The organism is Micromonospora sp. NPDC048887 (genome assembly GCF_040649715.1).
GTDB lineage: Bacteria > Actinomycetota > Actinomycetes > Mycobacteriales > Micromonosporaceae > Micromonospora.
Window position 1 is genome coordinate 196,075 of sequence record NZ_JBEZGA010000008.1, and the last position, 23,841, is coordinate 219,915.

Sequence of the window (23,841 nt, forward strand, 5' to 3'; positions counted from 1 at the left end):
CGCTCACCGCGCCACCTCGGACCGCAGCGGCGCGAGCGCGACGGCCAGCCGCGCGAGCCGGTCGAGCATGAGCGCGGCGGCCTCCTCACGGCCGGGGTCGGGTCGCAGCTCACCCGACTCGTCCAGCGCCTGCCGCAGGAAGACGACCACCTGGTCGTTGACCGGCGTCATGTTCAACGTGGTCACCACCTGCTTGATCATCTGCACCGCACGCAGGCCCCCGGAGGTCATGCCGTAGCTGACGAAGCCGACCGGCTTGTGCTGCCACTCGTGGTAGAGGTAGTCGATCGCGTTCTTCAGCGGCGCGCTGAAGCCGTAGTTGTACTCCGGCATGACCAGGACGAAGGCGTCCGCCGCGTCGATCTCGGCACTCCAGGCGCGGGTGTGCTCGTGCAGGTAGTCCCGTTCGGACGGGTGCTGCGGCTCGTCGTGGAAGGGCAACCCGATCTCGGCCAGGTCGACCAGGCGTACCTCGTCGAAGCCGGCGTGGCGGACGGCGGCGGCGGCGAACCAGTCACCGATGCGACGACCGACCCGGCCGGGGCGGGTGCTGGCGACGACGACGTTCAGGCGGGGCATGGTGAGGTCACTCCTGTCGGGACGGCGGCCGGGGCCGGCGCGGTGAGCCGGGGAACGAGCCAGGCGACGATCGGCCCGATGCCGATCGCGTAGAGCAGGGTGCCGGGGCCGACGGCACCGCCGAGCAGCCAGCCGACCGTCAGCACCGTCACCTCGATCCCGGTGCGTGCCGGGCCGAGCGGCAGGCCGCGGGCGGCCAGGCCGGTCATCAGCCCGTCCCGCGGACCGGGGCCGAGGCGGGCGCCGAGGTAGAGCGCGGTGGCGAGGCCGTTGAGCAGGACGCCCGCGACCAGCAGGCCGATCCGGCCGGCGAGCGGGTCGACCGGCGGCAGCAGGGCTAGCGTCGCGTCGAGGGCCAGGCCGACGAGCGCGACGTTCGCGACGGTGCCGACGCCCGGGCGTTGCCGCAGCGGGATCCACAGCAGCAGCACCAGCAGCGCCACGCCGTTCACCAGCAGGCCCATCGGCAGGCCGGTGCGGTCGGCGAGGCCCTGGTGCAGCACGTCCCAGGACGCGAGCCCGAGGTCGGCGCGGACCATCAGCGCGACGCTGCCGCCGAACAGGGCCAGGCCGGCCGACAGCCGCACCAGCCGGGACGGCAGTTTGGTTGACATGTCATCAACCTAGGTCGCAACTTGGTGACATGTCAACAACACCGGTAGGATCGGTTCGTGGACGAACCGCGCTGGCTGGACGAGCAGGAGGACCGCGCGTGGCGCGGCTACCGCCGCATGCGCCGCCTGCTCGACCTGGAACTGGCCCGGGAGCTGATGCAGGACGCCGGGCTCTCCGAGCCGGACTACGACGTCCTGAGCGACCTCTCCGAGACCCCGGAGCAGCGGCTACGGCTCAGCGAACTCGCCGACCGGATGCTCTGGTCCCGCAGCCGCCTGTCCCACCACATCTCCCGCATGCAGCAACGCGGCCTGGTCACCCGGGAGGAGTGCGCCACCGACGGCCGCGGCTCGGTCGTCGTGCTCACCCCGGCCGGGCGCCGGGCTGTCGAGGCCGCCGCGCCAGGGCACGTGGCAGCCGTCCGCCGGCACCTGATCGACCGGCTCACCCCGGCCGAGGTGTCCGCGCTCGGCACGCTCAGCCAGCGCGTGATCGGCCACCTCACCGGCCGCCCGGCTGCGGAGCACTGAGCCGTGGACGATCGCATCCTCGACCGGCTGCGCTGCCCGGTCTGCGCCGAACCGCTCACCGAGACCACCGCCGGCACCGCACGCGCGCTGCGCTGCCCGCGCGGGCACAGCTTCGACATGGCCCGGCAGGGATACGTCAACCTGCTCGCCGGCCGCACCCCGCACACCGGGGACAGCGCCGAGATGGTCGCCGCCCGCGCCGGCTTCCTCGCCGCCGGCCACTACGACACCGTCGCCGCCGCGCTCGCGACCACAGCGGTACGCGTCGCGGGCGTCGAGCCGTACCCCCTGGTCGTCGATGCCGGCGCCGGGACCGGGCATTACCTCGCGGCGGTGCTGGCGGCGCTGCCGGACGCCGCCGGCCTGGCCCTGGACGTCTCCAAGCCGGCGCTGCGCCGCGCGGCCAAGGCGCACCCGCGGGCCGCCGCCGCGCTGGCCGACACCTGGCAGCGGCTACCGCTGGCCGACCGGTCCACCGCCGTGCTGCTGAACGTGTTCGCGCCGCGCAACGGCCCGGAGTTCCACCGGGTGCTCGACCCCGGCGGCGCGCTGCTCGTGGTCACCCCGGCCGCCGACCACCTGACCGAACTCGTCGACGCGCTGGACCTGCTGCGGGTGGACCCGGACAAGGCCGAGCGGGTCGCCGGGAGCCTCGGCGCCCGCTTCACCGAGGAGTCCGCCACCGGGCACCGGGCCCGGCTCGCGCTGACCCGCGCCGAGGTCGCCACGCTCGTCGGGATGGGACCGAGCGCCTGGCACGCCGACCCGCAACGGCTCGCCGCGCGCATCGCCGCGCTGCCCGAACCGGTGCCGGTCACGCTCTCGGTCCGGCTCACCGTGCACCGCCCGCGCTGACCGCGCTCAGGTGGACAGGTCGACCTCTTCCCAGCCCGGCGGCTCGTCGTGGTACGGCCCGCGCAGCACCACCGCCCACTCCAGCGCCCACCGGCGCTGCCCGATCGCGTTGGCGTCCACCAGCCCGGGCAGCGGCCCGCCGGCCTTCTCCGTCTCCAGGTACGCCCAGTCCAGGCAGTAGTGCAGGTCGAGCAGGGCCGCCGCGTCGCCCGGATGCTGCGGCGCGGCCAGGATCCGGGCCTGCCACTGGCCGAACGTCTCCCCCGCGACCAGGTTCGGCATCCGCTCGACCAGCCGCTCGTCCACCGGCACCGTCGGGTCCAGCTCCTTCGCCAGCCCGAGCACCCAGGCCAGCGAGAACAGGGCGTCGTGGTGCAGCACGAACGACCTGTGGTCACCCCGGCCGCCCATCACGAACTGCCACTCCGGCGGCGTCACCGAGTCGACCAGGTGCGACTCCAGCAGCCAGCTCATCGCCGCCTGCGCGGGCATGCCGAAGCAGCGGGCCAGGATCACGTGCAGGACCGCTATCCGGGCCTCGATCTCCGCTGTCGGACGCAGCTCGATCTCGTCGTCCGGCTCCCACACCAGCGGGAACTGCGGCGGTGGCAGCGGAAGGCCCAGCCGGGACAACTCGTCCAGGCTCGCCTCCCGGACGGCCCGGGGGTCGGGAGCGGGTACGCGCACGGTCAGTCCCTGTCTGTTCGGGTCCTCGCCGGTCGGTCCCCCCTGGCCTGGGAGGATAGCGACTCCGACCGGGGCGGCACCATGGCCCTCAGCCGATCCGCTCGACGACGAGCGGCGTCGCCTCCGGCGCGTCCGGCGCCACCCGCACCGCGGCGCGTGCCTCGGCCAGCGCGGCGGGCATCCGCTCGGCGTGCTCGGCGCGCAGCTCGAACAGCGGGTCGCCGACCCGCACCCGGTCACCGCGGCGCTTGTGCAGCACCACGCCCGCCGGGATGCTCACCGGGTCCTCCTTGCGGGCCCGGCCCGCGCCGAGCCGCCAGGCGGCGACCCCGATCGCGTACGCGTCGATCTCGGCGACCCAGCCGTCCTCGGTGGCGGTGACCAGCTCGACCTCGTTCGCGGCGGGCATCGGCGCGTCCGGGTCGCCGCCCTGCGCCCGGATCATGGTGCGCCAGGCGTCCATCGCCCGGCCGTCCCGCAGCGCCGCCTCCGGGTCGGCGTCCGGCAGGCCGACCGCGTCGAGCATCTCCCGGGCCAGCGCCAGCGTCAGCTCCACCACGTCGGCCGGGCCGCCACCGGCGAGCACCTCCACCGACTCGGTCACCTCGACCGCGTTGCCCACGGCCAGGCCGAGCGGGGTGGACATGTCGGTGAGCAGGGCGACGGTCCGTACGCCGTGCGCGCCGCCCAGTTCGACCATGGTGCGGGCCAGCTCGCGGGCGTCGTCGACGTTCTTCATGAACGCGCCGGAGCCGACCTTCACGTCGAGCACCAGCGCGCCGGTCCCCTCGGCGATCTTCTTGCTCATGATCGAGCTGGCGATCAGCGGGATCGCCTCGACGGTGCCGGTGACGTCGCGCAGCGCGTACAGCTTGCGGTCGGCCGGGGCGAGCCCGTCACCGGCCGCGCAGATCACCGCGCCCACGTCGCGGAGCTGGGCGATGAACTCGTCGTTCGTGAGCGCCGCCCGCCAGCCCGGGATCGACTCCAGCTTGTCCAGCGTGCCGCCGGTGTGGCCCAGGCCCCGGCCGGACAGCTGCGGCACCGCCGCGCCGCAGGCCGCCACCAGCGGGGTCAGCGGCAGGGTGATCTTGTCACCGACGCCGCCGGTGGAGTGCTTGTCCACTGTCGGCCGGGACACCGGCGACAGGTCGAGCCGCTCGCCGCTGGCGATCATGGCGGCGGTCCACCGGGCGATCTCCGGAGCGGTCATGCCGCGCAGCAGGATCGCCATGGCCAGCGCCGACATCTGCTCGTCGGCGACCAGACCCCTGGTGTACGCGTCGACCACCCAGTCGATCTGCCCGTCGCTCAGCACACCCCCGTCCCGCTTGGCCCGAATGACATCAACCGCCGTAAAAGCACTCACCTTTGAGTTCCCATCAATAGATCAACAACGTCGGCCGCACTCGCCGCGTTCGGTGCCCACGTCGGGCCGGGGCCGACCGTGCCCGGCGGAGGGATCAAGCCTGACCGCCCGGAGCCGGGCGCGGTCGGCCCCGGCCCCAACCGCAACCCCGACTCAACCGGCTCAACCCCAACGAACCGGAATCTCCGTAGGAGGCTCACCCTCACCAGCCCAGAAGATCGTCCCCGAAGCGTCCACCACCACCACGCGCGGCGTCCGCGCCAGCCCCCACTCGATCGCCCCGGCCGGGTCGTCCCAGGTCGAGCCCTCCTCCAGCACGCCGGTCTCGGCGCCGGTCTCACCGGACGACCGCTCCCAGTACGCGGTCCACACCTGCTGCCCGGCCGACAGGTCGGGATGCACGAACACGGTGCCCCGGCCCCGCCAGGCGGCCAGCCGGTCCGGCACCACAGGCACCGGGTGCTCGCCGGTCACCGCCTCGATGTCGGCCACGTCGAAGGCGTGCGGCAGCAGCTCGGCCATCCGCAACGGCCCGCCCTTCGCCTCGACCAGGCACTCCGGCCCGCCCTGCTCCCAGAGCAACTGCCGGCACCTGCCGCACGGCATCAGCGGCTCACCGGTGGCGTCGACGCAGGACAGCGCCACGATCCGGCCGCCGCCGGTGGCGTGCAGCTGCGAGACCACGCCGCACTCGGCGCAGAGGGTGACCCCGTAGCCGGCGTTCTCCACGTTGCAGCCGACCACGACCCGGCCGTCATCGACGAGCGCGGCGGCGCCCACCGGGAACTTCGAGTACGGCACGTAGGCGTGCCGCATCACCTCGGTGGCGGCGGCCCGCAGCCGCTCCCAGTCGATCTCCATCACAATCCCCATTCTGCCCAGTCAACGCCGATCGGTCGCGGTTGCGGCCGGAGACGACGATGCCCGGCGGGTCGCCCCGCCGGGCATCGGTGTCGCGGCGGGCGGTCAGCCCTTGATGTACGGCTTGCCGTCGGCGGCCGGTGCCCGGACCTTGCCGACCAGCCCGGCCACGGCCAGGATCGTCGCCAGGTACGGCAGCATCGCCAGGAACTGGCTCGGGATGCTGCTGCCGATCGCGCCCAGGTAGGTGGCGAGCTGGTCGGCGAAGCCGAAGAAGAGCGCCGCCAGCAGCGCGCCGGTCGGGCTCCACCGGCCGAAGATCAGCGCGGCCAGGGCGATGAAGCCCTTACCGCCGATCATGTTCTTGGTGAACGAGTAGAGCGCCAGCGTGTACGAGGCGCCGCCGACACCGGCCACCAGACCGGCAAGGATCACGTTGCGGTAGCGCAGCCGCAGCACCTTCACGCCCAGCGTGTCGGCGGCGGTGGGGTGCTCGCCCACCGAGCGGGTCCGCAGGCCCCACCGGGTGCGGAACAGCGCCAGGTGGATGACGAGCACCAGCAGCAGGCCGAGGTAGAGGAAGATGTTGCCCCGGAACAGCGCCGGGCCGAGCAGCGGGATGTCGGACAGCAGCGGGATCTCCCAGTTGCCGAACCGGGGCGCGCTGTTGTACTTCGCCGCGTCGGTCTGCATCAGCCGCTCGTAGAGGAAGCCGGTGATGCCGACCGCGAGCAGGTTGAGCACGATGCCCATGACGACCTGGTCGACCAGGTAGCGGATGGAGAACACCGCCAGCAGGAACGAGATGAACGCGCCGCCGACGGCGGCGGCCACCAGGCCCACCCAGACGCTGCCGGACATGCTGCCGAACAGCGCGCCGGAGAACGCGCCCATCAGGAGCTGACCCTCGATGGCCACGTTGACCACGCCGGAGCGCTCGCACAGCACACCGGCGAGCGCGCCGAAGATCAGCGGCAGGGCCAGGATGAACGTGCCGCGTACGACGTTCACCAGCGGCATGAAGTTGCGGCCCTCGGGCGCGGCGGAGACCTGCCAGCACAGGAAGCTCAGCACGAAGGCGACCAGCCCGGCGCCGAGCAGCAGCGTGAACCAGCGCTTCGGCACGCCGGCCAGCAGCGCGCCTCCGGCCCCGGCGGTGATCAGCCCGAACAGGATCGCGCCGACCGTGCCGTTGATCTCCAGGGCGGCCCCGCCCTCGGTCTCGCTGAGCGTGAACCGCGCGTGCTGGTCGGTCGCGAGCGCGCCGAACAGCACCGCCGCGAGCACACCCAGCGCCAGCAGGACCGCGCCGATCTTCCGGTTACGGGTCCAGAAACCCTCGTCGACCGCGGTAACGGCGACCTCGGGGACAGCGGTGGTGGACATGCTCACCAGCCCTTCGCGAGGCTCGTCTGCAACCGGGCGGCGCGGGCCGCCCGGAGCTGGAAGATCGTCTTCACCAGGGCAGGCGCGGCGATGAAGATGACGATGAGCGCCTGGAGCACGGTGACCAGTTCCAGCGAGATGCCGGAGTAGGACTGCATCCGGTTGCCGCCGGCCTGGAGCGCGCCGAACAGCAGCGCCGCCAGCAGCACGCCCCACGGCTTCACGCGGCCGAGCAGCGCGACCAGGATGCCGTCGAACCCGATCTGCGCGATCACCAGCGGGGTCAGCGCGGTGGCGGTGGTGCCGAGCACCATGGTCGAACCGCCGAGACCGGCCAGCATGCCCGCGAGCACCATCACCAGCACGTACGTCTTCGTGACGCTGATGCCGGCGGTCCGGGCCGCGTCCGGGTTCGCGCCCACGGCCCGCAGCTCGAAGCCGAGCGTGGAGCGGTTGAGCAGCCAGGCGATGAACCAGGTGGCCGCCACCGCGAGCAGGATGCCGGCGTGCACCCGCAGGTCCTCGCCGAGCAGCCGGGGCAGCTGCGCGGAGGAGTCGACCGGCTTGCTGATCGCGTCCGACCGGTTCGGGTTCTGCACCCCGTTCTGGACGATGATCCAGGACAGGAAGTAGACCGCCACGTAGTTGAGCATGATCGTGTTGATCACCTCGTGCGCGCCGGCCCGGGCCTTGAGAATGCCGGGGATGAAGCCCCAGAGCGCGCCGCCGAGCGCGCCCGCGATCAGCGCCACCAGCAGGTGCACGAAGGGCGGCAGCGGCAGCGCGAAGCCGGCCACGGCGGCCAGGATGACGGCGATCGTCGCCTGACCCTGGGCGCCGATGTTGAACAGGCCGCCGCGGAAGGCGAGCGCCACCGACAGGCCGGTGAAGACGAGCGGCGCGGCGTAGGTGAGCGTCTCCGAGATCGGGCTCATGGCGGCGGTGAAGCCGACCGCGTCCGGGTCGAAGATCGCGCCCTTGAACAGGTTCGCGTACGCCTCGCTGACCACCGTCCAGCTGGCGTTCAGCGCGTCGGAGGGGCGGGCCGTGATGTAGCTGTAGGTGGCGAGCACCTCCGGGTCGGACACGATGATCAGCACCGCGCCGACCACCATGGCCAGCAGCACCGCGAGCACTGTCACGGTGACCGTGTTGGCCGCCCAGAGGTTGTCCAGGAACATCCGGCCCATGTCGCGGCGGGATTCGCCCGGCGGGGCCGGCTTCTTGGCGGTCGCGGTGGCCGGGACCGTCTGCTCGGTGTCACCGGCCGGCTGCGTCGGCGTCGCCCGGGCCTCGCTCAGCGACTCCTGCGCCTCGGTCGCCGGTTCCTTGTCCGGCGAGCCCGAGACGGGGTTCGGGTTGGTCATGCCTCGTCCTCGTTGCCAGGGCCGTCGTCGGTAGCGGTGGCGGCGTCCGGGGTGATGCCGGCCATCAGCAGGCCGATCTCCTCACGCGGGGTGTCCGGGCCGACGATGCCGATGATCCGGCCGCGGTACATGACCGCGATCCGGTCGGCCAGGCCGATCACCTCGTCCAGTTCGCTGGAGACCACCAGGACCGCGGTGCCGATGTCCCGCTCGCGGATGACCCGGCTGTGGATGAACTCGATCGAGCCGACGTCCACGCCCCGGGTGGGCTGGGCGGCGATGAAGAGCTTCAACGGCCGGGACAGCTCCCGGGCCACGATCACCTTCTGCTGGTTGCCGCCGGAGAGCGTGCCGACCGCCGCGTCGGCCGAGGAGGTACGGACGTCGAACTGCTCGATCCGCTCCCGGGCCGACTTCGCGATGGCCTCGGGCTTCAGCGACAGGCCCTTGCCGAACGGCGGCCTGTCGTAGATGTCCAGCACCAGGTTCTCCGCGACCGAGAACTCCTTGACCAGGCCGTCCACGCTGCGGTCCTCCGGCACGTAGCCGACACCGGCGTGCAGCACCTTCTTGGTCGACCAGCCGTGCGTCGGCTCGCCGTCCAGGCTGATCGTGCCGGCGAGCACCGGGCGCAGGCCCATGATCGCCTCGATCAGCTCGGTCTGGCCGTTGCCCTGCACGCCCGCGACGCCGAGCACCTCACCGGCGTGCACTGTCAGGTCGACGCCGTCGACCGCGCGGACCTGCCGGTCGTCGTCCACGACCAGGCCGGCGACCTCAAGGATCGGCTTACCGGGGGTGGCCGGCTTCTTGTCGACGGTCAGCCGGACGCTGCGTCCCACCATCAGCGCGGCCAGCTCGTCCCGGCTCGCGCTCGGCTCGGCGGTGCCGACGGTCCGCCCGCGCCGGATCACCGTGATCCGGTCCGCGATCGCCTTCACCTCACCCAGCTTGTGGGTGATGAACACGATCGACTTGCCGGCGGCCTTGAGCGACCGCATGACGGTGAGCAGTTCCTCGGTCTCCTGCGGCGTGAGCACGGCCGTGGGCTCGTCGAGGATCAGCAGGTCGACGTCGCGGGTGAGGGCCTTGACGATCTCCACCCGCTGCTGGATGCCGACCGGCAGGTCCTCGATCACCGCGTCCGGGTCGACCCGCAGGTTGTACCGCTCGGAGACCTCGGCGACCTCGCGCCGGGCCCGCCGCCGGTCGAGGATCCCGGCGAAGGGCCCCTTGACCTGCTCGGCGCCGAGCATCACGTTCTCGGCCACGGTGAAGACCGGCACCAGCATGAAGTGCTGGTGCACCATCCCGATCCCGGCGGCGATCGCGTCCGACGGGCCCTTCAGCTTCAGCGGCTTGCCGTCGACCAGGATCTCGCCCTCGTCCGGCTGGTAGAGGCCGTAGAGCACGTTCATCAGGGTCGACTTGCCGGCGCCGTTCTCGCCGACCAGGGCGTGGATCTCTCCAGGCTCCACCGTCAGGTCGATCTGGTCGTTGGCGACCAGATCACCGAACCGTTTGGTGATGCCGCGCAGTTCGAGTCTCAGCGCAACCTCCTGGAGTGCGAGCGATGGTGCAGCGTAGCGACCTGCCGCGCCGCCACCACGCCGGGTGGGGATGTCGGGGGGAGTCAAGCTGATCGGCCGCCCCGGCGCCGGGGGTACCTTCCCCGTTGCGCCGGGACGGCCGGATCGTCAAACCTGGTGTCCGCCGGCCCCCGCTGCCGATGATCGCACCGTGGGGGCCGGCGGAACTGTCACTTGGTCGGCTGGGCCTTCGAGGTGACGGTGATGGTGCCGGCCGCGATGTCCGTCTTGATCTTGTCGACCTCGGCCTTCAGGTCCGCCGGGACCTTGCTGTCGAAGTCGTGGTACGGCGCGATCGAGACGCCGTTGTTGGCGAGCGTGCCGACGAAGCCCGGGGTGGCCTGGAGCTTCTCGCCGCCGGCGGCCTTCAGCGCGGCCTCCTTGACGGCGTCCGGGATGTTCTTGACGACGGTGGTCAGGATCGCCGAGCAGTCCGGGGTGCTCTCGCAGCCGTCGATGTCCACCCAGACGGTCGAGTACTTGCCGCCCGAGGCCTTGGCCGCGGAGGTGGTGCCCAGACCGGCGCCGCCGGCGACCGGCATGACGATGTCGGCACCCTGCGCGACGAGCGCGTCGGAGACCTTCTTGCCCTCGTCCTGCTTCTCGAACGAGTTGGCGAAGGAGCCCTTCTGGGCGGCCTTGTCCCAGCCGAGAACCTGGACGTTCTTGCTCTTGGCCTTGTTGTAGTACGCCACGCCGTCGGCGAAGCCGTCCATGAAGATGGTGACCGGCGGGATCGGCAGGCCACCGTAGGTGCCGACCTTGCCGGTCTTGCTCATCCCGGCGGCCAGGTAGCCGGCCTGGAACGCGGCCTGCGCGGTGTCGAACTGCATCGGGAAGACGTTCGTCACACCCGGGTTGGCGTCGACGATGGCGAACTGCTGGTTCGGGTTCTTCTCCGCCGCCGCCTTGGTGGCGTCCGACATCAGGCCACCGACGGCCAGGATGAAGTCGCACTTCTGGTTGACGAACCCGGTCAGGTTGACCTCGTAGTCCGCCTCGGCCTTCGACTGGACGTACTTGATGTCGATCTTGTCGTTCTCCTTCTGCGCCTCCTGCAGGCCCTTCCAGGCCGAGGCGTTGAAGGACTTGTCGTCGACGCCGCCGACGTCAGTCACCATGCAGGCGCTGAACTTCTTGCCGCCGTCGCCACCGGCGTTGTTGTCGTCGTCCGGAGCCTCACCACACGCGGCAGCGCCCAGCACGAGTCCACCCGCCGCAATGACGGAGGCAATCCGCATCCCACGCACAGAGCGCAAGACGTCTCCTTCCCCTTGCACCCCGCGTCGTGCGCGGTGTGCAGCCCTTGCGCCGGCCTGCGGTGTGCCGCCGGCGTCCCACGTTACGGACGGGAGCGTACGCCCGCGCCCACCCACCGGCCGACAATCGTGCACGACTGTTGAGCGTCTGTTACCCCGGTGTAACCCTTGGGTGGGGCACGTCACTTCTCCGGCCGGTAGGGCGTGCGCGGTGGTGTCGCGAACGTCCGTTTTCCGAGCTTCCCCGACTCGCGGCGAACTAACGCCAGAACACCGCGACGGCCGCGTTGACCAGCGTCAACCCGACGATCGCGAGGAAGTGGCCACGGTTGACGGTCTCCCGCTTCCGGGAGAAGAAGACCATGACGAAGATGAGCAGCGCGAGCACCAACTTGGTAACAAGTTTCGCCGGGGCCGGCTCGTCCCCGTCGCGCAGCGGGGCGGACAGCCCGATGCCGGTGAGGACCTGGATGATCGCGCCCCAGAGCATGGCCGCGTTGATGCGCAGCCGGCCGCTGACGTACTGGGCGATCCCACCGCCGAGCAACAGCGCGAAACCGATCAGATGGACGTAGAGAAGAATCAGTCGAAGAGCTTCCACGCGCCCCATCCTCCCTCATCAACGACGCTTTGTAGTAATGACCCGGCCGAGCTGCCGTCATACCGTGACCACCTCCCCCGCGATCTTGCGGTTACCGCCCCGACACAACGGGACGAAAGCCGCGCCGCAAGGGCCGCAACCGCAAGATCGCGAGAGGTCAGGGCTGGTGCAGGCGCCAGACCTGGAAGGTGGGGCCGTCGGCGGGGAGGGTCACCGCGCCCTCGGCGTCGGGGTGGAGGGCGGGGGCGTCGCCGTAGACGTTCTCGGCGGCGGGCAGGCCGGCCAGGCGGACCGGGGTGCCGGGGGCGCGTCTCGCCAGCACCAGCACCGTCGACCCGGGCGCCTCGCGCAGGAAGACGAGCGTGTCCGCGTCCGCGTGCACCCACCGCAGGCCGCCGTGCCGCAGCGCCGGCTCGTCGCGGCGCAGCGTCAGCAACGACCGGTACGCGTCGAACGTGCGCCGGTCCCAGCTCTGGGGCCGGTGCCACGGCATCGGGGTACGCGAGCCCTCCCCGTTCGTACCGGTCAGGCCCAGCTCGTCCCCGGCGAAGACCACAGGCGTGCCGGGCATCGTGGCGAGCAGTCCGGCCGCCACCTCCTGCCGGGCCGCGTCGCCGACCACGGTGCGGATCCGGGCCGAGTCGTGCGAGCCGAGCAGCTGCCACGAGTGCGTGTACGACCGCCACGACACCAGCGACCGGTAGGTGTTCATGGTGGCGAGCACCGCGTCCGCGTCGCGCCGCCGGACCCCGCCCGGGGTGCCGAGGAAGTTCGGCACCGGGTCGTCGCCGTGACGCAGCCAGGACCAGACCGGGTCGGTGAAGCCGACGTAGTTCATCGTCCCGTGCCAGCCGTCGCGGTCCAGGTCACCGGTGTGGTCGTGGCCGTGCTCGGCCAGCAGCAGGCCGTCCGGCCGGGTTTCGGCGACCACCTCGCGCAGCAGCCGCGCCACCTCGTGGGTGTACGCGTCCGCGCCGCGCCGGCCGGTCATGTTCGCCACGTCGACACGCCAGCCGTCCAGCCCGTACGGCGGGCGCAGCCAGCGGCGCAGCAGCGAGTCCTCGGCGGTGGCGAACCGTCGGCGCAGCTCCGCGCTGCCCCAGTTGAGCTTGGGAAGCGACTTCACCCCGTTCCACGACTCGTAGTCGCCGCCGGCCAGGTCGAAGTAGTACAGGTCGCGTTCCGGCGCGTGCACGTCGGAGACGGCTGCGGTGAACCAGTCGTGGGCGTCGCCGGTGTGGTTGCTGGTGATGTCGCCGAGCAGCCGCCACCCCCGGGCGCGCACCGCGTCGGCGAGCCGGGCCAGCGCCGCGTCGCCGCCGAGCAGCGGGTCGACGGTGTCGAAGCTCGACGCGTCGTACCTGTGGTTGGAACGGGCCGGGAAGACCGGCGTGAGGTAGACGGTGTTGACGCCGAGCCGGTCCAGGTGGTCCAGGCGCTCGGTGATCCCGTCGAGGTCGCCGCCGTAGAACTGCCGGGGCGTCTCCGGGCCGCGTCCGATGACAGGGGTGTCCCAGTCGCATCCGATGGCCCAGTCCGGCACGGTCCGGCCGTCGGCGGCGGCCGAGCGGGCGAACCGGTCCGGGAAGATCTGGTAGATCACCGCGTCGCGGGCCCAGGCCGGCGGCGGAGCGTAGCTGACCAGCTTGAAGTCGCCGTTGTCGGGCACGTCGTGCCCGGCCAGGCCGGCGGCGTTCAGCCAGCGGGTGCCGCGTTCGCCGTCGAGCAGGAAGCGGTAGTTGCTGACCGGGTTGCGGACCTCGACGTCGGCCCGCCACCACACGTCGCCGCCGTCGGTGCGGTCGATCCGTGCCTCGGCGAAGCGCGGTTCGCCGTCGCCTGTGGTGCGCACGTGCACCTGGGAGACGCCGGTGCCGGCCGGGACCCGGACGAGGACCGGCACCGTCTGCCCGAGCGCGGGCTCCTGCTCCGGGACGTAGGTGGCGGAACCGTCGTGGTGCGGCTGAAGGGACATGGTGCTGCCTTTCGCGTCGTACCGACAGGGAGAGGGGCGGGCACCCGCCGCGGCCGGTTTCACCCGACCGCGGCGGTCCGCCCGAGAACCGCTCCGGTGTACGCCGACACGACGCCCTTGCCGCAGCGTGAGCCGAGGAGGCTCAGCCCTTTACCGCTCCGGAGGTGAGCCCGGAGACGATGTAGCGCTGGAGCAGCTGGAACACCAGCACCGTGGGGATCGCGGTGAGCAGCGTGCCCGCCGCGAACATCCCGAAGTTGTTGTTGCGCTCGCCCGCGACCAGGCCGAACATGCCGACCGCGAGGGTCTTCGACTCGGGTTCGGTGAGGAACACGTTGGCGATGATGAACTCGTTGATCGACCCGATGAACGCGAGCAGGCCGGTCACCGCCAGGATCGGCGCCACCAGCGGCAGCATGATCCGGAAGAAGACCTGCACGTGCGACGCGCCGTCCATGGTGGCCGACTCGTCCAGCTCCTTCGGCAGCGTGTCGAAGAAGCCCTTCATCAGCCAGGTGTTCGCACCCAGCGCGCCACCCATGTAGAGCAGGAACAGGCCCCACGGGGTGTTGAACCCGATCGCTGGGTAGAGGTCGGTGAGCGTGGTGAAGATCAAGAAGATCGCCACGATCGCCAGGAACTGCGGGAACATCTGGATCAGCAGCAGTGCCAGCAGGCCGACCCGGCGCCCGGCGAAACGCATCCGGGAGAACGCGTACGCCGCGAGCGACGACAGGAAGATCGACGCGAAGCTGGCCACGCCCGCGAGCAGCAGCGAGTTGAGGAACCAGTGGCCGAACGCGGTGTTGTCGAACAGGTTGGTGAAGTTCTCCAGCGACGCCCCGGTCGGCAGCAGCTCGGTGGAGGAGAGCGTGCCGAGCGGGTTGAACGCCGCCGAGATCACGAACAGGATCGGGAAGAGGCTGAACGCCACAGCCACCACTCCGACCAGGTGCCGCCAGCCCACCTGGGCGAACCAGCGGCTGCGCGAGCGGCGGGCCGGCGTGCGGGTGCCAGTGGGTGTGGGCGTCTCCGCGATGGTGGTCACGAGTACACCTCCTCCTGCTTGCGGGTCCGCCGGAAGCTGATCGCCGACACCGTCGCCACGATCGCGAAGATGAAGATCGAGACGGTGGCGGCCAGGCCGAACTCGGCGCCCTGCGCGCCGAACGCGAGCCGGTACGTGTAGGTGATCAGCAGGTCGGTGGCGCCGTTCGTCGGGTTGTCCGGCGCGAACGGGCCGCCCTCGGTGGTGAACAGGATCGCGTTGACGTTGTTGAAGTTGTACGCGAACGACGCGATCAGCAGCGGCGACAGCGCCACCAGCAGCAGCGGCAGGGTGACCGCCCGGAACGACTGCCAGGGCGACGCGCCGTCGACCGAGGTCGCCTCGGTCAGCTCCCGGGGGATGGCCTGCAACGCGCCGGTGGCCACCAGGAACATGTACGGGTAGCCGAGCCACAACTGCACCAGCAGCACGGCGATCCGGGCGGACCAGTTGCCGCCGAACCAGTCGACGTTCAGCCCGAACAGGTTGTTGAGCAGGCCGAAGTCCGTGTTGAACATGTCCCGCCAGATCAACAGCATGGCGAACGACGGCATGGCGTACGGCAGGATCAGCACCATCCGGTAGAGGTTGGTGCCGCGCATCCGGGGTGAGTGCAGCGCGAGCGCGATGGCCATGCCGAGCAGGAAGGTCAGCCCGGTGGAGCCGATCGCGAACGCGAAGTTCCAGGCCAGCGTGCCGAAGAACGGGCCGGAGATGTTCGGGTCGGTGAGCACGGCGCTGAAGTTCTTCAGCCCGACGTCGACCTTCCAGCCCTGGGCGAGGCGCTCACCGTCGGCGGCGACGAAGGAGCCGGACCTCTCGTCCGCGGTCCACGTCTTGCCGGTCTCGCTGTCCTTGACGCAGTCGCATCCGGCGTCGTACGCCCGGATGGCCTTGCCCTCGTACGCCCGGGTCAGGCCGTTGGAGCGGATGGCGCCCTCGTCGGTGGGCACGACGAGCGCGGTGACCGCCTCGCTGCGGGCGCTGGCCTGTCCGATGTTCAGCAGGGTGTAGCCGTCCGCGGCGGTGATCTTGCCGCTGAGGCTGCTCACCTCGACGTCGGCGGCGTCGAGCTTGCGCAGCCCGCCCGCGTCGCCGGCGAAGACCTCCTTGGTCTTCGGGTCGCCGAGCAGGAACACCAGGTCACCGGTCGCCGGGTCGCCGGTGGTGGCGACGGTGAGGTTGTACTCGGTCGAGCCGGGCACCTGCTTCACCGAGGAGGTCTGCACGGCGACGATCGCGTCGTCCTTGCTGCCCCGGTGGCCGTCGCCGAAGTTCGTGAACGCGGTGCTCGCGGTGTAGAGCACCGGGAAGACCTGGAAGGCGATCAGGAAGAGGGTGCCGGGGACCAGGTACTTGGCCGGGATGTGCCGGCGGCTCAGGTAGAGGTAGAACAGGCCGGCGGTGGTGACCGCCAGGACGCCCAGCGCGATCCAGTGCTCGGCCTCGATGAGCGGGAAGGCCGCCCAGATCGCGATCCCGGCCACCAGGCCGAGCAGGATCACCTTGACGACGAGGCCGGTCGCGGTGATCGGCGCGTGTTGCCGCGCGGTACGGGACGTGCGCGGGAGCCCACGGCGTACGGGCTCCCGGCCCGGGGCCTGCGGTGCAGACCCCGGGCCGGACAGCGGCGCGCTCATTACTTGATCTGACCCTGGATGGTCTTGCCGGCGGCCGTGATCGTCTTGGCCGGGTCGGCGCCGCCGATGATGGCGGCCTCCGCCTTGCCGAACGGGTCCCAGATCGCGGCCATGGCCGGGATCGCCGGGAGCACCTGGCCGTTCTTGCCGGCCTCGGAGAACTTGGCCAGGTCCGGGTCCTCGCCCTTGACCTGGTCGAAGGCGGCGGTCAGCGCCGGCGGGCGCGGCTCGGCCTTGTACAGCGCGACGGCCAGCTCGGGCTTGGTCACGTAGTTGGTGACGAACTCCTGGGCCAGGGCCTTGTTCTTGCCCTTGGCGGCCACGTAGAACGCCTGGACGCCCACGAACGGCTGGGCCTCCTTGCCACCGGCGAAGCCGGGGACCGGGGAGATGTCGTAGGAGATGTTGGCCTTCTTGGCGTCGGCCACGGCCCACGGGCCGGAGACCAGGAACGCGCACTTCTTGCCGGTGAAGGTGGCGATGGAGTTCTCGCCGGTGATGGAGCGCTTCAGCGCACCCTCGCCCTTCTCACCCAGCTTGGCGATCTTCTGGAAGGCAGCGATCGACTCCGGCTTGCCCACGCCCAGGTCCTTCGGGTCGTAGTCGCCGTTCGCCCCGGTGCCGAACAGGTAGCCGCCGCCCGAGGTGTAGAGCGGGTAGATGTGGTACGCGTCGCCGTTCTGGCCGGACTGCAGGCACAGGATCTCGCTGGCCTTCTTCTCGGCCTTGAGCTTCTTGCCGGCGGCGACCAGGTCCTCGATCGTCTTCGGCGCCTCGGGGGCCAGCTCGGTGTTACGGATCAGCGCGACGTTCTCGGTGGCGTAGGGCACGCCGTAGAGCTGGCCGTTGAACGTGACCGCCTTGATCGCGGTCTCGTTGAAGCCGGACTTCTGCTCGGCCGGGAGCTGCACCGGGTCGATGGCGCCGTTCTGGACCAGGTTGCCGATCCAGTCGTGCGCGCCGACCACGACGTCCGGGCCGCTGCCCTGCTGCGAGGCGGTGACGAAGTTGGTCTGCAGGTCCTTGGAGACGGCCTGGACCTCGACGGTCACGCCGTTCTCCTTGCCGAACTCCTCGGCGAACGGCTTGAGCGCGGCCGTGCGCTTGTCGTCGGCCCAGATCACCAGCTTGCCGCCGGTCGCCTTGGCGGACTCGCCGGCGGCCGGCTTGTCGTCGCTGCCGCTGTCACCACAGCCGGAGGCGGCGAGCGCCAGGCCGAGGACGGCGACCACACCCGCGGTACGGATGCGCATCGGTACTCCTGTCGTCATGGCGGCCCGCCGGGGGAAGGGCGGCCCGCCAGTGGAAACCTCTGAAATTTCTTGCTGACCGGCGCCGAGATGCTGCGCCGCTGCTCTCGCATGTTGCGGGGACGTTAGCAAGAGGTTGCAGAGAATGGAAGGGCTTGCAGAAGTGTACGCAAGACTTTGCCGTTGGGCTAAAGTGCCGCACATGCGCGCTCGACTATCCGACATCGCCCAACAGGCTGAAGTCAGCGAGGCCACGGTGTCGCGGGTGCTCAACGACCGCCCCGGTGTGGCCCCCGAGACCCGGCAGGCCGTCCTGACCGCCCTCGATGTGCTCGGCTACGAGCGACCGGCCCGGCTGCGCAAGCGCAGCGCCGGACTTGTCGGCCTGGTCGTGCCGGAGCTGGACAACCCGATCTTCCCGGCGTTCGCCCAGATCATCGAGTCCGCGCTCGCCCCCACCGGCTACACACCGGTGCTCTGCACGCAGACGCCGGGCGGCGTCCGCGAGGACGAGTACGTGGAGATGCTGCTGGACCGGCAGGTCTCCGGCATCGTCTTCGTCTCCGGCCTGCACGCCGACACCGCGGCGGACCACGACCGCTACCGCACGCTGCTGGCCCGGCCGCTGCCGATCGTCATGATCAACGGGTACGCGCCGGGGATCCCCGCGCCGTTCGTCTCCTGCGACGACAGGGAGTCCGCCGAACTGGCGGTCGCCCACCTGGTCGCGCTCGGGCACCGCCGGATCGGCCTGATCACCGGCCCGGACCGGTTCGTGCCGGTGCAGCGCAAGGTCGCCGGCTACAAGGCCGCGATGGGGCGCCTGACCGACATCACCTCCGACGAGCTGTCCGAGCTGACCGAGCTGTCGCTGTTCGGCGTCGAGGGTGGCGAGGCCGCCGCCGGCCGGCTCATCGAGCGTGGCGTGACCGGACTCGTCTGCGGCTCGGACCTGATGGCGCTCGGCGCGATCCGGGCCGCCCGCCAGCGCGGGCTGTCGGTGCCCGGCGACATCTCCGTGGTCGGGTACGACGACTCCCCGCTCATGGCCTTCACCGACCCGCCGCTGACCACGGTGCGCCAGCCGGTCGCCGCCATGGCGGTCGCCGCGGTCCGCGCCCTGGTCGACGAGATCAACGGTCACCCCTCCCCCAACTCCGAATACCTGTTCCGCCCCGAGCTGGTGGTGCGCGGCTCGACAGCGGTGGCCAAGCCCGCCAGCCCGCCGGCCCGCCAGCGCCCCGCCACCCCTTCCCCCTCCCTCCCCATCCCCGCCTGACACCCCTCTCCTCTCCCCTCCCCGCCGCCGCACCCCCTCCTGCGGTTGATCAAGGAGTTCGCGGCCGAGTCGATCTCCATCCCGGACACAAACCCCTTGATCACCCCCTCGGAGCGGGAGAGCCGAGAGCGGGGCGCGAGAGGTGGGGCGTCTCGGGATGCGGGAGACGGGGCGGCGGGCGGTGGCGCCAGCCCGTGGGTGATGGCCGTCATTTCTTGCGCAAGGAATGCTTGACTCTTGCAGGGCCGTGGCGGCATTCTGCTCTGACACCCTGCGCCGCACCAGAAGCCGCCACAGAACGGGATCGACAGCGATGACCTCCGCCCCCAGCACCACCCCACGCACCGCCGACGACGACTGGTGGCGGTCCGCTGTCGTCTACCAGGTGTACGTCCGCAGCTTCGCTGACGCGAACTCCGACGGTGTGGGTGATCTCCAGGGCATCCGGCAGCGCCTGCCGTACCTGCGCGACCTCGGCGTGGACGCGCTCTGGCTGACGCCGTTCTACACCTCGCCGCAGGTCGACGCCGGCTACGACGTGGCCGACTACCGCGACGTCGACCCGCTGTTCGGCAACCTGACCGACTTCGACGAGATGATCGCCGACGCCCACGCGCTCGGTCTGCGGATCATCGTCGACATGGTGCCGAACCACACCTCGAGCGCGCACCCGTGGTTCACCGCCGCGCTCGCCGCCGGACCGGGTTCGCCGGAGCGCGAGCGCTACCTGTTCGCCGACGGCAAGGGCGAGCAGGGCGAGCTGCCGCCGAACGACTGGGAGAGCATCTTCGGCGGCCCGGCCTGGACGCGCGTGGTCGACGGCCAGTGGTACCTGCACCTGTTCGACCCGGCGCAGCCGGACCTGAACTGGCGCCACCCGGAGGTGCGGGCCGAGTTCGAGGACGTGCTCCGCTTCTGGCTGGACCGGGGCGTGGACGGCTTCCGGATCGACGTGGCCCACGGGATGATCAAGGCCGAGGGCCTGCCGGACGTCGGCTTCAACTCGATGACCACCGGCCAGCGCCAGTCCGAGCTGCTGGGCAAGGGCCGGCTGCCGTACTTCGACCAGGACGAGGTGCACGACATCTACCGCGACTGGCGCCCGATCCTGGACAGCTACCCGGGCGGCCGGATGGCGGTCGCCGAGGCGTGGGCCGAGACCCCGCAGCGGCTGGCCCGCTACATCGGCCCGGACGAGCTGCACCAGGCGTTCAGCTTCGACTTCCTCGACGCCACCTGGTCGGCCGACTCGTTCCGCAAGGTGATCGACACCGCGCTGGCCGAGGCGACGATCGTCGGCGCGCCCACCACCTGGGTGCTCTCCAACCACGACCGGCAGCGGCACGTCACCCGGTACGGCGACGGCGAGGTCGGCCTGCGCCGTGCCCGCGCCGCCGCGCTGCTGATGTTCGCGCTGCCCGGCTGCGCGTACGTCTACCAGGGCGAGGAGCTGGGCCTGCCGGAGGTGCTGGACCTCCCCGACGAGCTGCGGCAGGACCCGGCGTTCCGGCGTACCGGGGAGAGCCGGGACGGCTGCCGGGTACCCATCCCGTGGGGCGGCGACCTGCCCCCGTACGGCTTCGGGCCCGACGGCAGCGAGCTGAGCTGGCTGCCGGCGCCGGCGACCTGGCGGTCGCTGTCGGTGGCCGCCCAGACCGGGGTGCCCGGCTCGACGCTGGAGCTGTACCGGACCGCGCTGCGCACCCGGCACGAGCACCCGGCGCTGGCCGGCCTGGACGGGATCACCTGGCTGGAGACCGAGCCCGGCGTACTGGCGTTCCGCCGCGCCGCCGGGGACGCCGAGGTGACCTGTGTGGTCAACATCAGCGGCGCCGACGTGACGGTGAGCGGCCACGGCCGCCCGCTGGTCGCGAGCGCCGAGCTCACCGAGCGGGGCGACGGGCACGTCCTGCCGGTGGACGCGGCCGCGTGGTTCGAACGGCGTCCAGCCGGGTAACCCGCCATCGACCTGGCCGTCCGTTGTGCCCCGCGCCGACGGGCGGCTGGGCTGCCGACCCCTTGTGGTGGGGGGGTGAGGTGGCCCCGGCCCCTCGGGAGTCCGCTCCCGGGGGGCCGGTGTCCGTCCCGAGGGCCCGGGGTACCACCGGGGGATGACCGCACACGTCGCGCAGTACACCCTCGACGTCAGCGACCTGGACCTGATGGCCCGGTTCTGGTCGGCCGCCCTCGGCTACACCGTCTCCCAGGGCGACGACGGCAACGCGAAGCTCTACCCGCCGCCCGGCCGGCCCGGCCCGACCGTCTGGTTGCAGGGCAGCGGCACCCCGAAACGCGGCAAGAACCGGCTCCACCTGGACCTGGTCGCCGACGAGGGGCAGACGGCGGAGGTCAAGCGACTGATCGGGCTCGGCGCCCGGCTCGCCGACGTCGGGCAGACCGGCGCGGAGGGGTTCGTGGTGCTCGTCGACCCGGAGGACAACGAGTTCTGCGTGCTCGACGGGCCGCCGCGCTGAGCGTCCTCAGCCGCCCTTGGCGGTGAGCAGCGCGGCGATCCGGGCGAACCCGGCCCGGATCTCCTCCCGGTCGGGTGCCTTCGCCGGCTCGGGCTCCGGCTCGCGCTCGGCGGCCCGTTCCAGTTCCTCGTCGATGACGTCCTCGAAGTCGCCGTACAGGTCGGCCTGGTCGATCTCGGCCGCCTCGTCCTCGGCGGCGATCTGCGCGGCGGCGATCTCGCCCCGGATCTCCTCCGGCGTGAGCGCGGGCAGCAGCGGCTCCACCACCGCCATCAGCTGCTCCTCGGCCACCACCGCCTCGGCCAGCGCCAGCGCGTGCGCCCGCTCGTACGGGCCGCAGACCACCGGCTCCCACTCGTCGTCGGCGCCGAGCGGACCGAACGTGATGATCCACGGCAGGCCGAGCATCGGCGAGTCGTCCGGCAGGTCGAGTGTCACGAGTGCGCCCACCGGCCCATCATCGTCGGCCGGGATCCGCCCCGGGGAACGCATCGGCGGAGACTCCCCGCTCAGGGGACCACGCTCAGCCACGTGTACCGGCGTCCAGCGCCGCACGGACCAGGGCGACCGCCCGCTCCGGCGGGACGCCCAGGCGGCGCGCCTCGGCGGCGTACCCGGCGGCGGCCTGCTGCAACCGGTCGACGGCGTCGTCCCGCCCCGGCGCGACCACCGTGCCGTGCCGGCCGCGCGTCTGGACCAGCCCGGCGGCCTCCAGCTCCCGGTAGGCCCGGGCCACCGTGTTCACCGCCAGCCCCAGGTCCGCCGCGAGCTGCCGCACCGCCGGGAGCCGGGTGCCCACCGGCAGCCGCCCGTCGCCGATGCGCGCCGCGAACTGCGCCCGCACCTGCTCGTACGGCGGCACCGCCGACTCGGCGTCGATCCGGATCCGTGCGCTCATCCCGCCCCTCCCGGCGTGCCCGGTTCGGTCTCCTCGTCGAGCACGTCCGCCTCCACGTCCACCTCCCGGGCACCGCCCTCGGCCAGGTCCACCACCCGGCCGTACGGGCTGGTGGCGGCGAGCGCCGCGCCGAAGAGCACCAGCTGGTTGAGCAGGTAGAGGTAGAGCAGCAGGCCCACTGCGGTGGCGACCACGGTGTACGCGGGGTTCCGTTCGGTGCGTACCACGTAGTAGCGCCCCACTGTGTTCAGCAGGGTGATCCCGACGGCGATGGTCAGGATCGCCGGGCGCAGCCGGCGGCGGCTCATCCGCAGCCGGGGCACGGCGAGCAGCAGCGCGGCGGCGAGCACGGCGTTGACGAGCACGCTCAGCACCGCGCTGATCGTGGTCAGGCCCACCGAGCCGGTGCTGCGCAGCAGGAAGCGCAGCAGCGACTCCAGCGCGTCCACCGCGGCGACCGAGACGAACAGCAGCACGAAGACCGCGACCAGCACGCCCAGGTCGACGAGGCGGCGCACCACCAGGTTGCCGGGCTGCTGGTTGAAGCCGTACATCAGCCGCTGCGAGGAGCGGATCGCCTCCACCCAGCCGATGCCGGTGAAGACCAGGATGACCAGGCCGACCACGCCCACCGTGCCGCTGCTCTCGGCGATCTGGGCCGGGTCGAGAAACGGCAGGTTCTCCTCCAGGAAGTGCGCCGCGCCGCGGCTGACCTCCTCGTTGTCCCGCAGCACCGCGCCGAAGACCCAGTAAGCGACGAGCGCGAGCGCGAACACGGCGAAGAAGCCGTAGTACGCGATGGCGGCGGCGAGCCGCCCGGCGAGCAGGTCGGCGTAGAGCGTCCCGGCCCGCCAGACGTGGTCGAAGGCCGACGACCGGCCCCGGGCCGCGTCGATGCGGCGCCCCACCGCCGCCTCGATCCGGCCGAAGACGTTCACCCCGTCATCCTCGCCGATCTCCGCCCGTGGTGGAGGGGCCCCGGCCGGTCGGATGTTCAGCTCCGGCCGCCGAGCCGGAAGTCGCGGCGGGGCTGCCACCGGGTCGCGCCGCTGTGCGAGAACAGCGTGAACGCCTCCACCTGGAACAACGCGGAGAAGTCGGCCAGGTCCTCGTACGCCTTGTCGAGCACCTCGGGCGGCACGTCCTGCGCCACCGTGACGTGCGGGTGGTACGGGAAGCGCAGCTCGCGCCGCAGTTCGGGGGCCGAGTTGATGGCGGCGGCGAGCAGTTCGCACTCGCTGATCCCGGCCGCCACCGCCACGAAGACCACCTGGGTGACCGGGCGGAACGTGCCGGTGCCGCGCAGGTGCAGCGTGAACGGCAGGTGCGTGGCGGCGACCCCGGCCAGGTGCTCCTCGACGGCGGGCAGCGCGCGTACCGGGATCTCGGTGGGCCCGAGGAGGGTGACGTGCGCGGGTACGGCGAGTGGATCGCCGGCCTCGACCCGGCGGCGGGTGAGCATCCCGCCCCAGGGCTCGGGGACGTCGACAGCGATCCCGATCTGGATCGTGTCCGCGCCGCCCGGCGCCGTGTCACTGCCCGCCACGTCGCGCGCCATCCCTCCGGCCACCGGCTGCGT

The 23,841-nt window shown here is 71.7% G+C and carries 23 protein-coding genes; 5 read left to right on the plus strand and 18 right to left on the minus strand.

Annotated features, from left to right (window positions below):
• Nucleotides 1–3: 3 nt before the first annotated feature.
• Together AB0C17_RS15325 and AB0C17_RS15330 are read right to left on the minus strand one after the other, a co-directional pair.
• Nucleotides 4–579 carry an NAD(P)H-dependent oxidoreductase gene (locus AB0C17_RS15325; protein WP_357381470.1) on the minus strand — a complete coding sequence of 192 codons (576 nt, stop codon included), beginning with the start codon at nt 577–579 and terminating at the stop codon, nt 4–6.
• Nucleotides 567–1,193 (minus strand): hypothetical protein, encoded by a 627-nt coding sequence (locus tag AB0C17_RS15330; protein WP_357381468.1) that lies wholly within the window; start codon nt 1,191–1,193, stop codon nt 567–569. Before AB0C17_RS15330 ends, AB0C17_RS15325 begins: the two co-directional genes overlap by 13 nt.
• Nucleotides 1,194–1,250: 57 nt before the next feature.
• Here AB0C17_RS15330 and AB0C17_RS15335 point away from each other — a divergent pair, with 57 nt between their 5' ends.
• A complete protein-coding gene (locus AB0C17_RS15335; protein ID WP_357381466.1) occupies nt 1,251–1,724 on the plus strand; it encodes a MarR family transcriptional regulator in 474 nt (157 codons plus the stop codon).
• A gap of 3 nt (nt 1,725–1,727) precedes the next feature.
• The gene (locus AB0C17_RS15340) at nt 1,728–2,579 is read left to right on the plus strand and encodes a putative RNA methyltransferase (protein ID WP_357381464.1); all 852 of its coding nucleotides are present in this window, start codon (nt 1,728–1,730) and stop codon (nt 2,577–2,579) included.
• A 6-nt stretch (nt 2,580–2,585) separates the two neighbouring features.
• Here the strand turns inward: AB0C17_RS15340 and AB0C17_RS15345 are convergent, their stop codons facing one another.
• The 12 genes from AB0C17_RS15345 to AB0C17_RS15400 all read right to left on the minus strand — a co-directional run bounded on the left by AB0C17_RS15345 (nt 2,586) and on the right by AB0C17_RS15400 (nt 17,614).
• Nucleotides 2,586–3,266: a DUF4272 domain-containing protein gene (locus AB0C17_RS15345; RefSeq protein WP_357381462.1), complete on the minus strand. Its 681-nt coding sequence runs from the start codon at nt 3,264–3,266 to the stop codon at nt 2,586–2,588.
• Nucleotides 3,267–3,354: 88 nt separating this feature from the next.
• A complete protein-coding gene (locus AB0C17_RS15350) occupies nt 3,355–4,635 on the minus strand; it encodes a thymidine phosphorylase (RefSeq protein WP_357478972.1) in 1,281 nt (426 codons plus the stop codon).
• A gap of 162 nt (nt 4,636–4,797) precedes the next feature.
• Nucleotides 4,798–5,508 (minus strand): cytidine deaminase, encoded by a 711-nt coding sequence (locus AB0C17_RS15355; protein ID WP_357381458.1) that lies wholly within the window; start codon nt 5,506–5,508, stop codon nt 4,798–4,800.
• A gap of 93 nt (nt 5,509–5,601) precedes the next feature.
• Nucleotides 5,602–6,882, minus strand: a complete 1,281-nt coding sequence (locus AB0C17_RS15360) for an ABC transporter permease (protein ID WP_357381456.1) — start codon at nt 6,880–6,882, stop codon at nt 5,602–5,604.
• 2 nt (nt 6,883–6,884) lie between these two features.
• Nucleotides 6,885–8,249 (minus strand): ABC transporter permease, encoded by a 1,365-nt coding sequence (locus AB0C17_RS15365; RefSeq protein ID WP_357381454.1) that lies wholly within the window; start codon nt 8,247–8,249, stop codon nt 6,885–6,887.
• On the minus strand, nt 8,246–9,886 hold the full coding sequence (locus tag AB0C17_RS15370) for an ABC transporter ATP-binding protein (RefSeq protein ID WP_357381452.1): 1,641 nt from the start codon (nt 9,884–9,886) through the stop codon (nt 8,246–8,248). Before AB0C17_RS15370 ends, AB0C17_RS15365 begins: the two co-directional genes overlap by 4 nt.
• 122 nt (nt 9,887–10,008) lie before the next feature.
• Nucleotides 10,009–11,079, minus strand: a complete 1,071-nt coding sequence (locus tag AB0C17_RS15375) for a BMP family ABC transporter substrate-binding protein (protein WP_357381794.1) — start codon at nt 11,077–11,079, stop codon at nt 10,009–10,011.
• A 277-nt stretch (nt 11,080–11,356) separates the two neighbouring features.
• Nucleotides 11,357–11,698: a hypothetical protein gene (locus tag AB0C17_RS15380; RefSeq protein WP_357478974.1), complete on the minus strand. Its 342-nt coding sequence runs from the start codon at nt 11,696–11,698 to the stop codon at nt 11,357–11,359.
• Nucleotides 11,699–11,855: 157 nt separating this feature from the next.
• Nucleotides 11,856–13,673: a glycoside hydrolase family 13 protein gene (locus AB0C17_RS15385; protein WP_357478977.1), complete on the minus strand. Its 1,818-nt coding sequence runs from the start codon at nt 13,671–13,673 to the stop codon at nt 11,856–11,858.
• 142 nt (nt 13,674–13,815) lie between these two features.
• A complete protein-coding gene (locus tag AB0C17_RS15390) occupies nt 13,816–14,721 on the minus strand; it encodes a sugar ABC transporter permease (protein WP_357381446.1) in 906 nt (301 codons plus the stop codon).
• Complete coding sequence (locus AB0C17_RS15395; protein ID WP_357381444.1) at nt 14,718–16,361, minus strand: ABC transporter permease subunit; 1,644 nt, start codon at nt 16,359–16,361, stop codon at nt 14,718–14,720. The genes AB0C17_RS15390 and AB0C17_RS15395 overlap by 4 nt, the downstream gene beginning before the upstream one ends.
• Nucleotides 16,361–17,614: a maltose ABC transporter substrate-binding protein gene (locus tag AB0C17_RS15400; protein WP_357478980.1), complete on the minus strand. Its 1,254-nt coding sequence runs from the start codon at nt 17,612–17,614 to the stop codon at nt 16,361–16,363. Before AB0C17_RS15400 ends, AB0C17_RS15395 begins: the two co-directional genes overlap by 1 nt.
• A gap of 199 nt (nt 17,615–17,813) precedes the next feature.
• Between AB0C17_RS15400 and AB0C17_RS15405 the strand changes: the two genes are divergently transcribed.
• The 3 genes from AB0C17_RS15405 to AB0C17_RS15415 all read left to right on the plus strand — a co-directional run bounded on the left by AB0C17_RS15405 (nt 17,814) and on the right by AB0C17_RS15415 (nt 21,364).
• A complete protein-coding gene (locus AB0C17_RS15405; RefSeq protein ID WP_357381441.1) occupies nt 17,814–18,890 on the plus strand; it encodes a LacI family DNA-binding transcriptional regulator in 1,077 nt (358 codons plus the stop codon).
• A gap of 313 nt (nt 18,891–19,203) precedes the next feature.
• Nucleotides 19,204–20,847: a glycoside hydrolase family 13 protein gene (locus AB0C17_RS15410; protein ID WP_357381439.1), complete on the plus strand. Its 1,644-nt coding sequence runs from the start codon at nt 19,204–19,206 to the stop codon at nt 20,845–20,847.
• A gap of 154 nt (nt 20,848–21,001) precedes the next feature.
• On the plus strand, nt 21,002–21,364 hold the full coding sequence (locus tag AB0C17_RS15415) for a VOC family protein (protein WP_357473059.1): 363 nt from the start codon (nt 21,002–21,004) through the stop codon (nt 21,362–21,364).
• A gap of 6 nt (nt 21,365–21,370) precedes the next feature.
• Here the strand turns inward: AB0C17_RS15415 and AB0C17_RS15420 are convergent, their stop codons facing one another.
• The 4 genes from AB0C17_RS15420 to AB0C17_RS15435 all read right to left on the minus strand — a co-directional run bounded on the left by AB0C17_RS15420 (nt 21,371) and on the right by AB0C17_RS15435 (nt 23,820).
• Nucleotides 21,371–21,814, minus strand: coding sequence for a hypothetical protein (locus AB0C17_RS15420; RefSeq protein WP_043326791.1), 444 nt, complete (start codon nt 21,812–21,814; stop codon nt 21,371–21,373).
• Between the two features lie 73 nt (nt 21,815–21,887).
• Nucleotides 21,888–22,262: a GntR family transcriptional regulator gene (locus tag AB0C17_RS15425; RefSeq protein ID WP_174534838.1), complete on the minus strand. Its 375-nt coding sequence runs from the start codon at nt 22,260–22,262 to the stop codon at nt 21,888–21,890.
• Nucleotides 22,259–23,200: a YhjD/YihY/BrkB family envelope integrity protein gene (locus AB0C17_RS15430; RefSeq protein WP_357381431.1), complete on the minus strand. Its 942-nt coding sequence runs from the start codon at nt 23,198–23,200 to the stop codon at nt 22,259–22,261. The genes AB0C17_RS15425 and AB0C17_RS15430 overlap by 4 nt, the downstream gene beginning before the upstream one ends.
• A 56-nt stretch (nt 23,201–23,256) precedes the next feature.
• Entirely contained in the window at nt 23,257–23,820 is a 564-nt protein-coding gene (locus AB0C17_RS15435; RefSeq protein WP_357381792.1) for a 2'-5' RNA ligase family protein, read from the minus strand.
• Between the last annotated feature and the right edge of the window lie 21 nt (nt 23,821–23,841).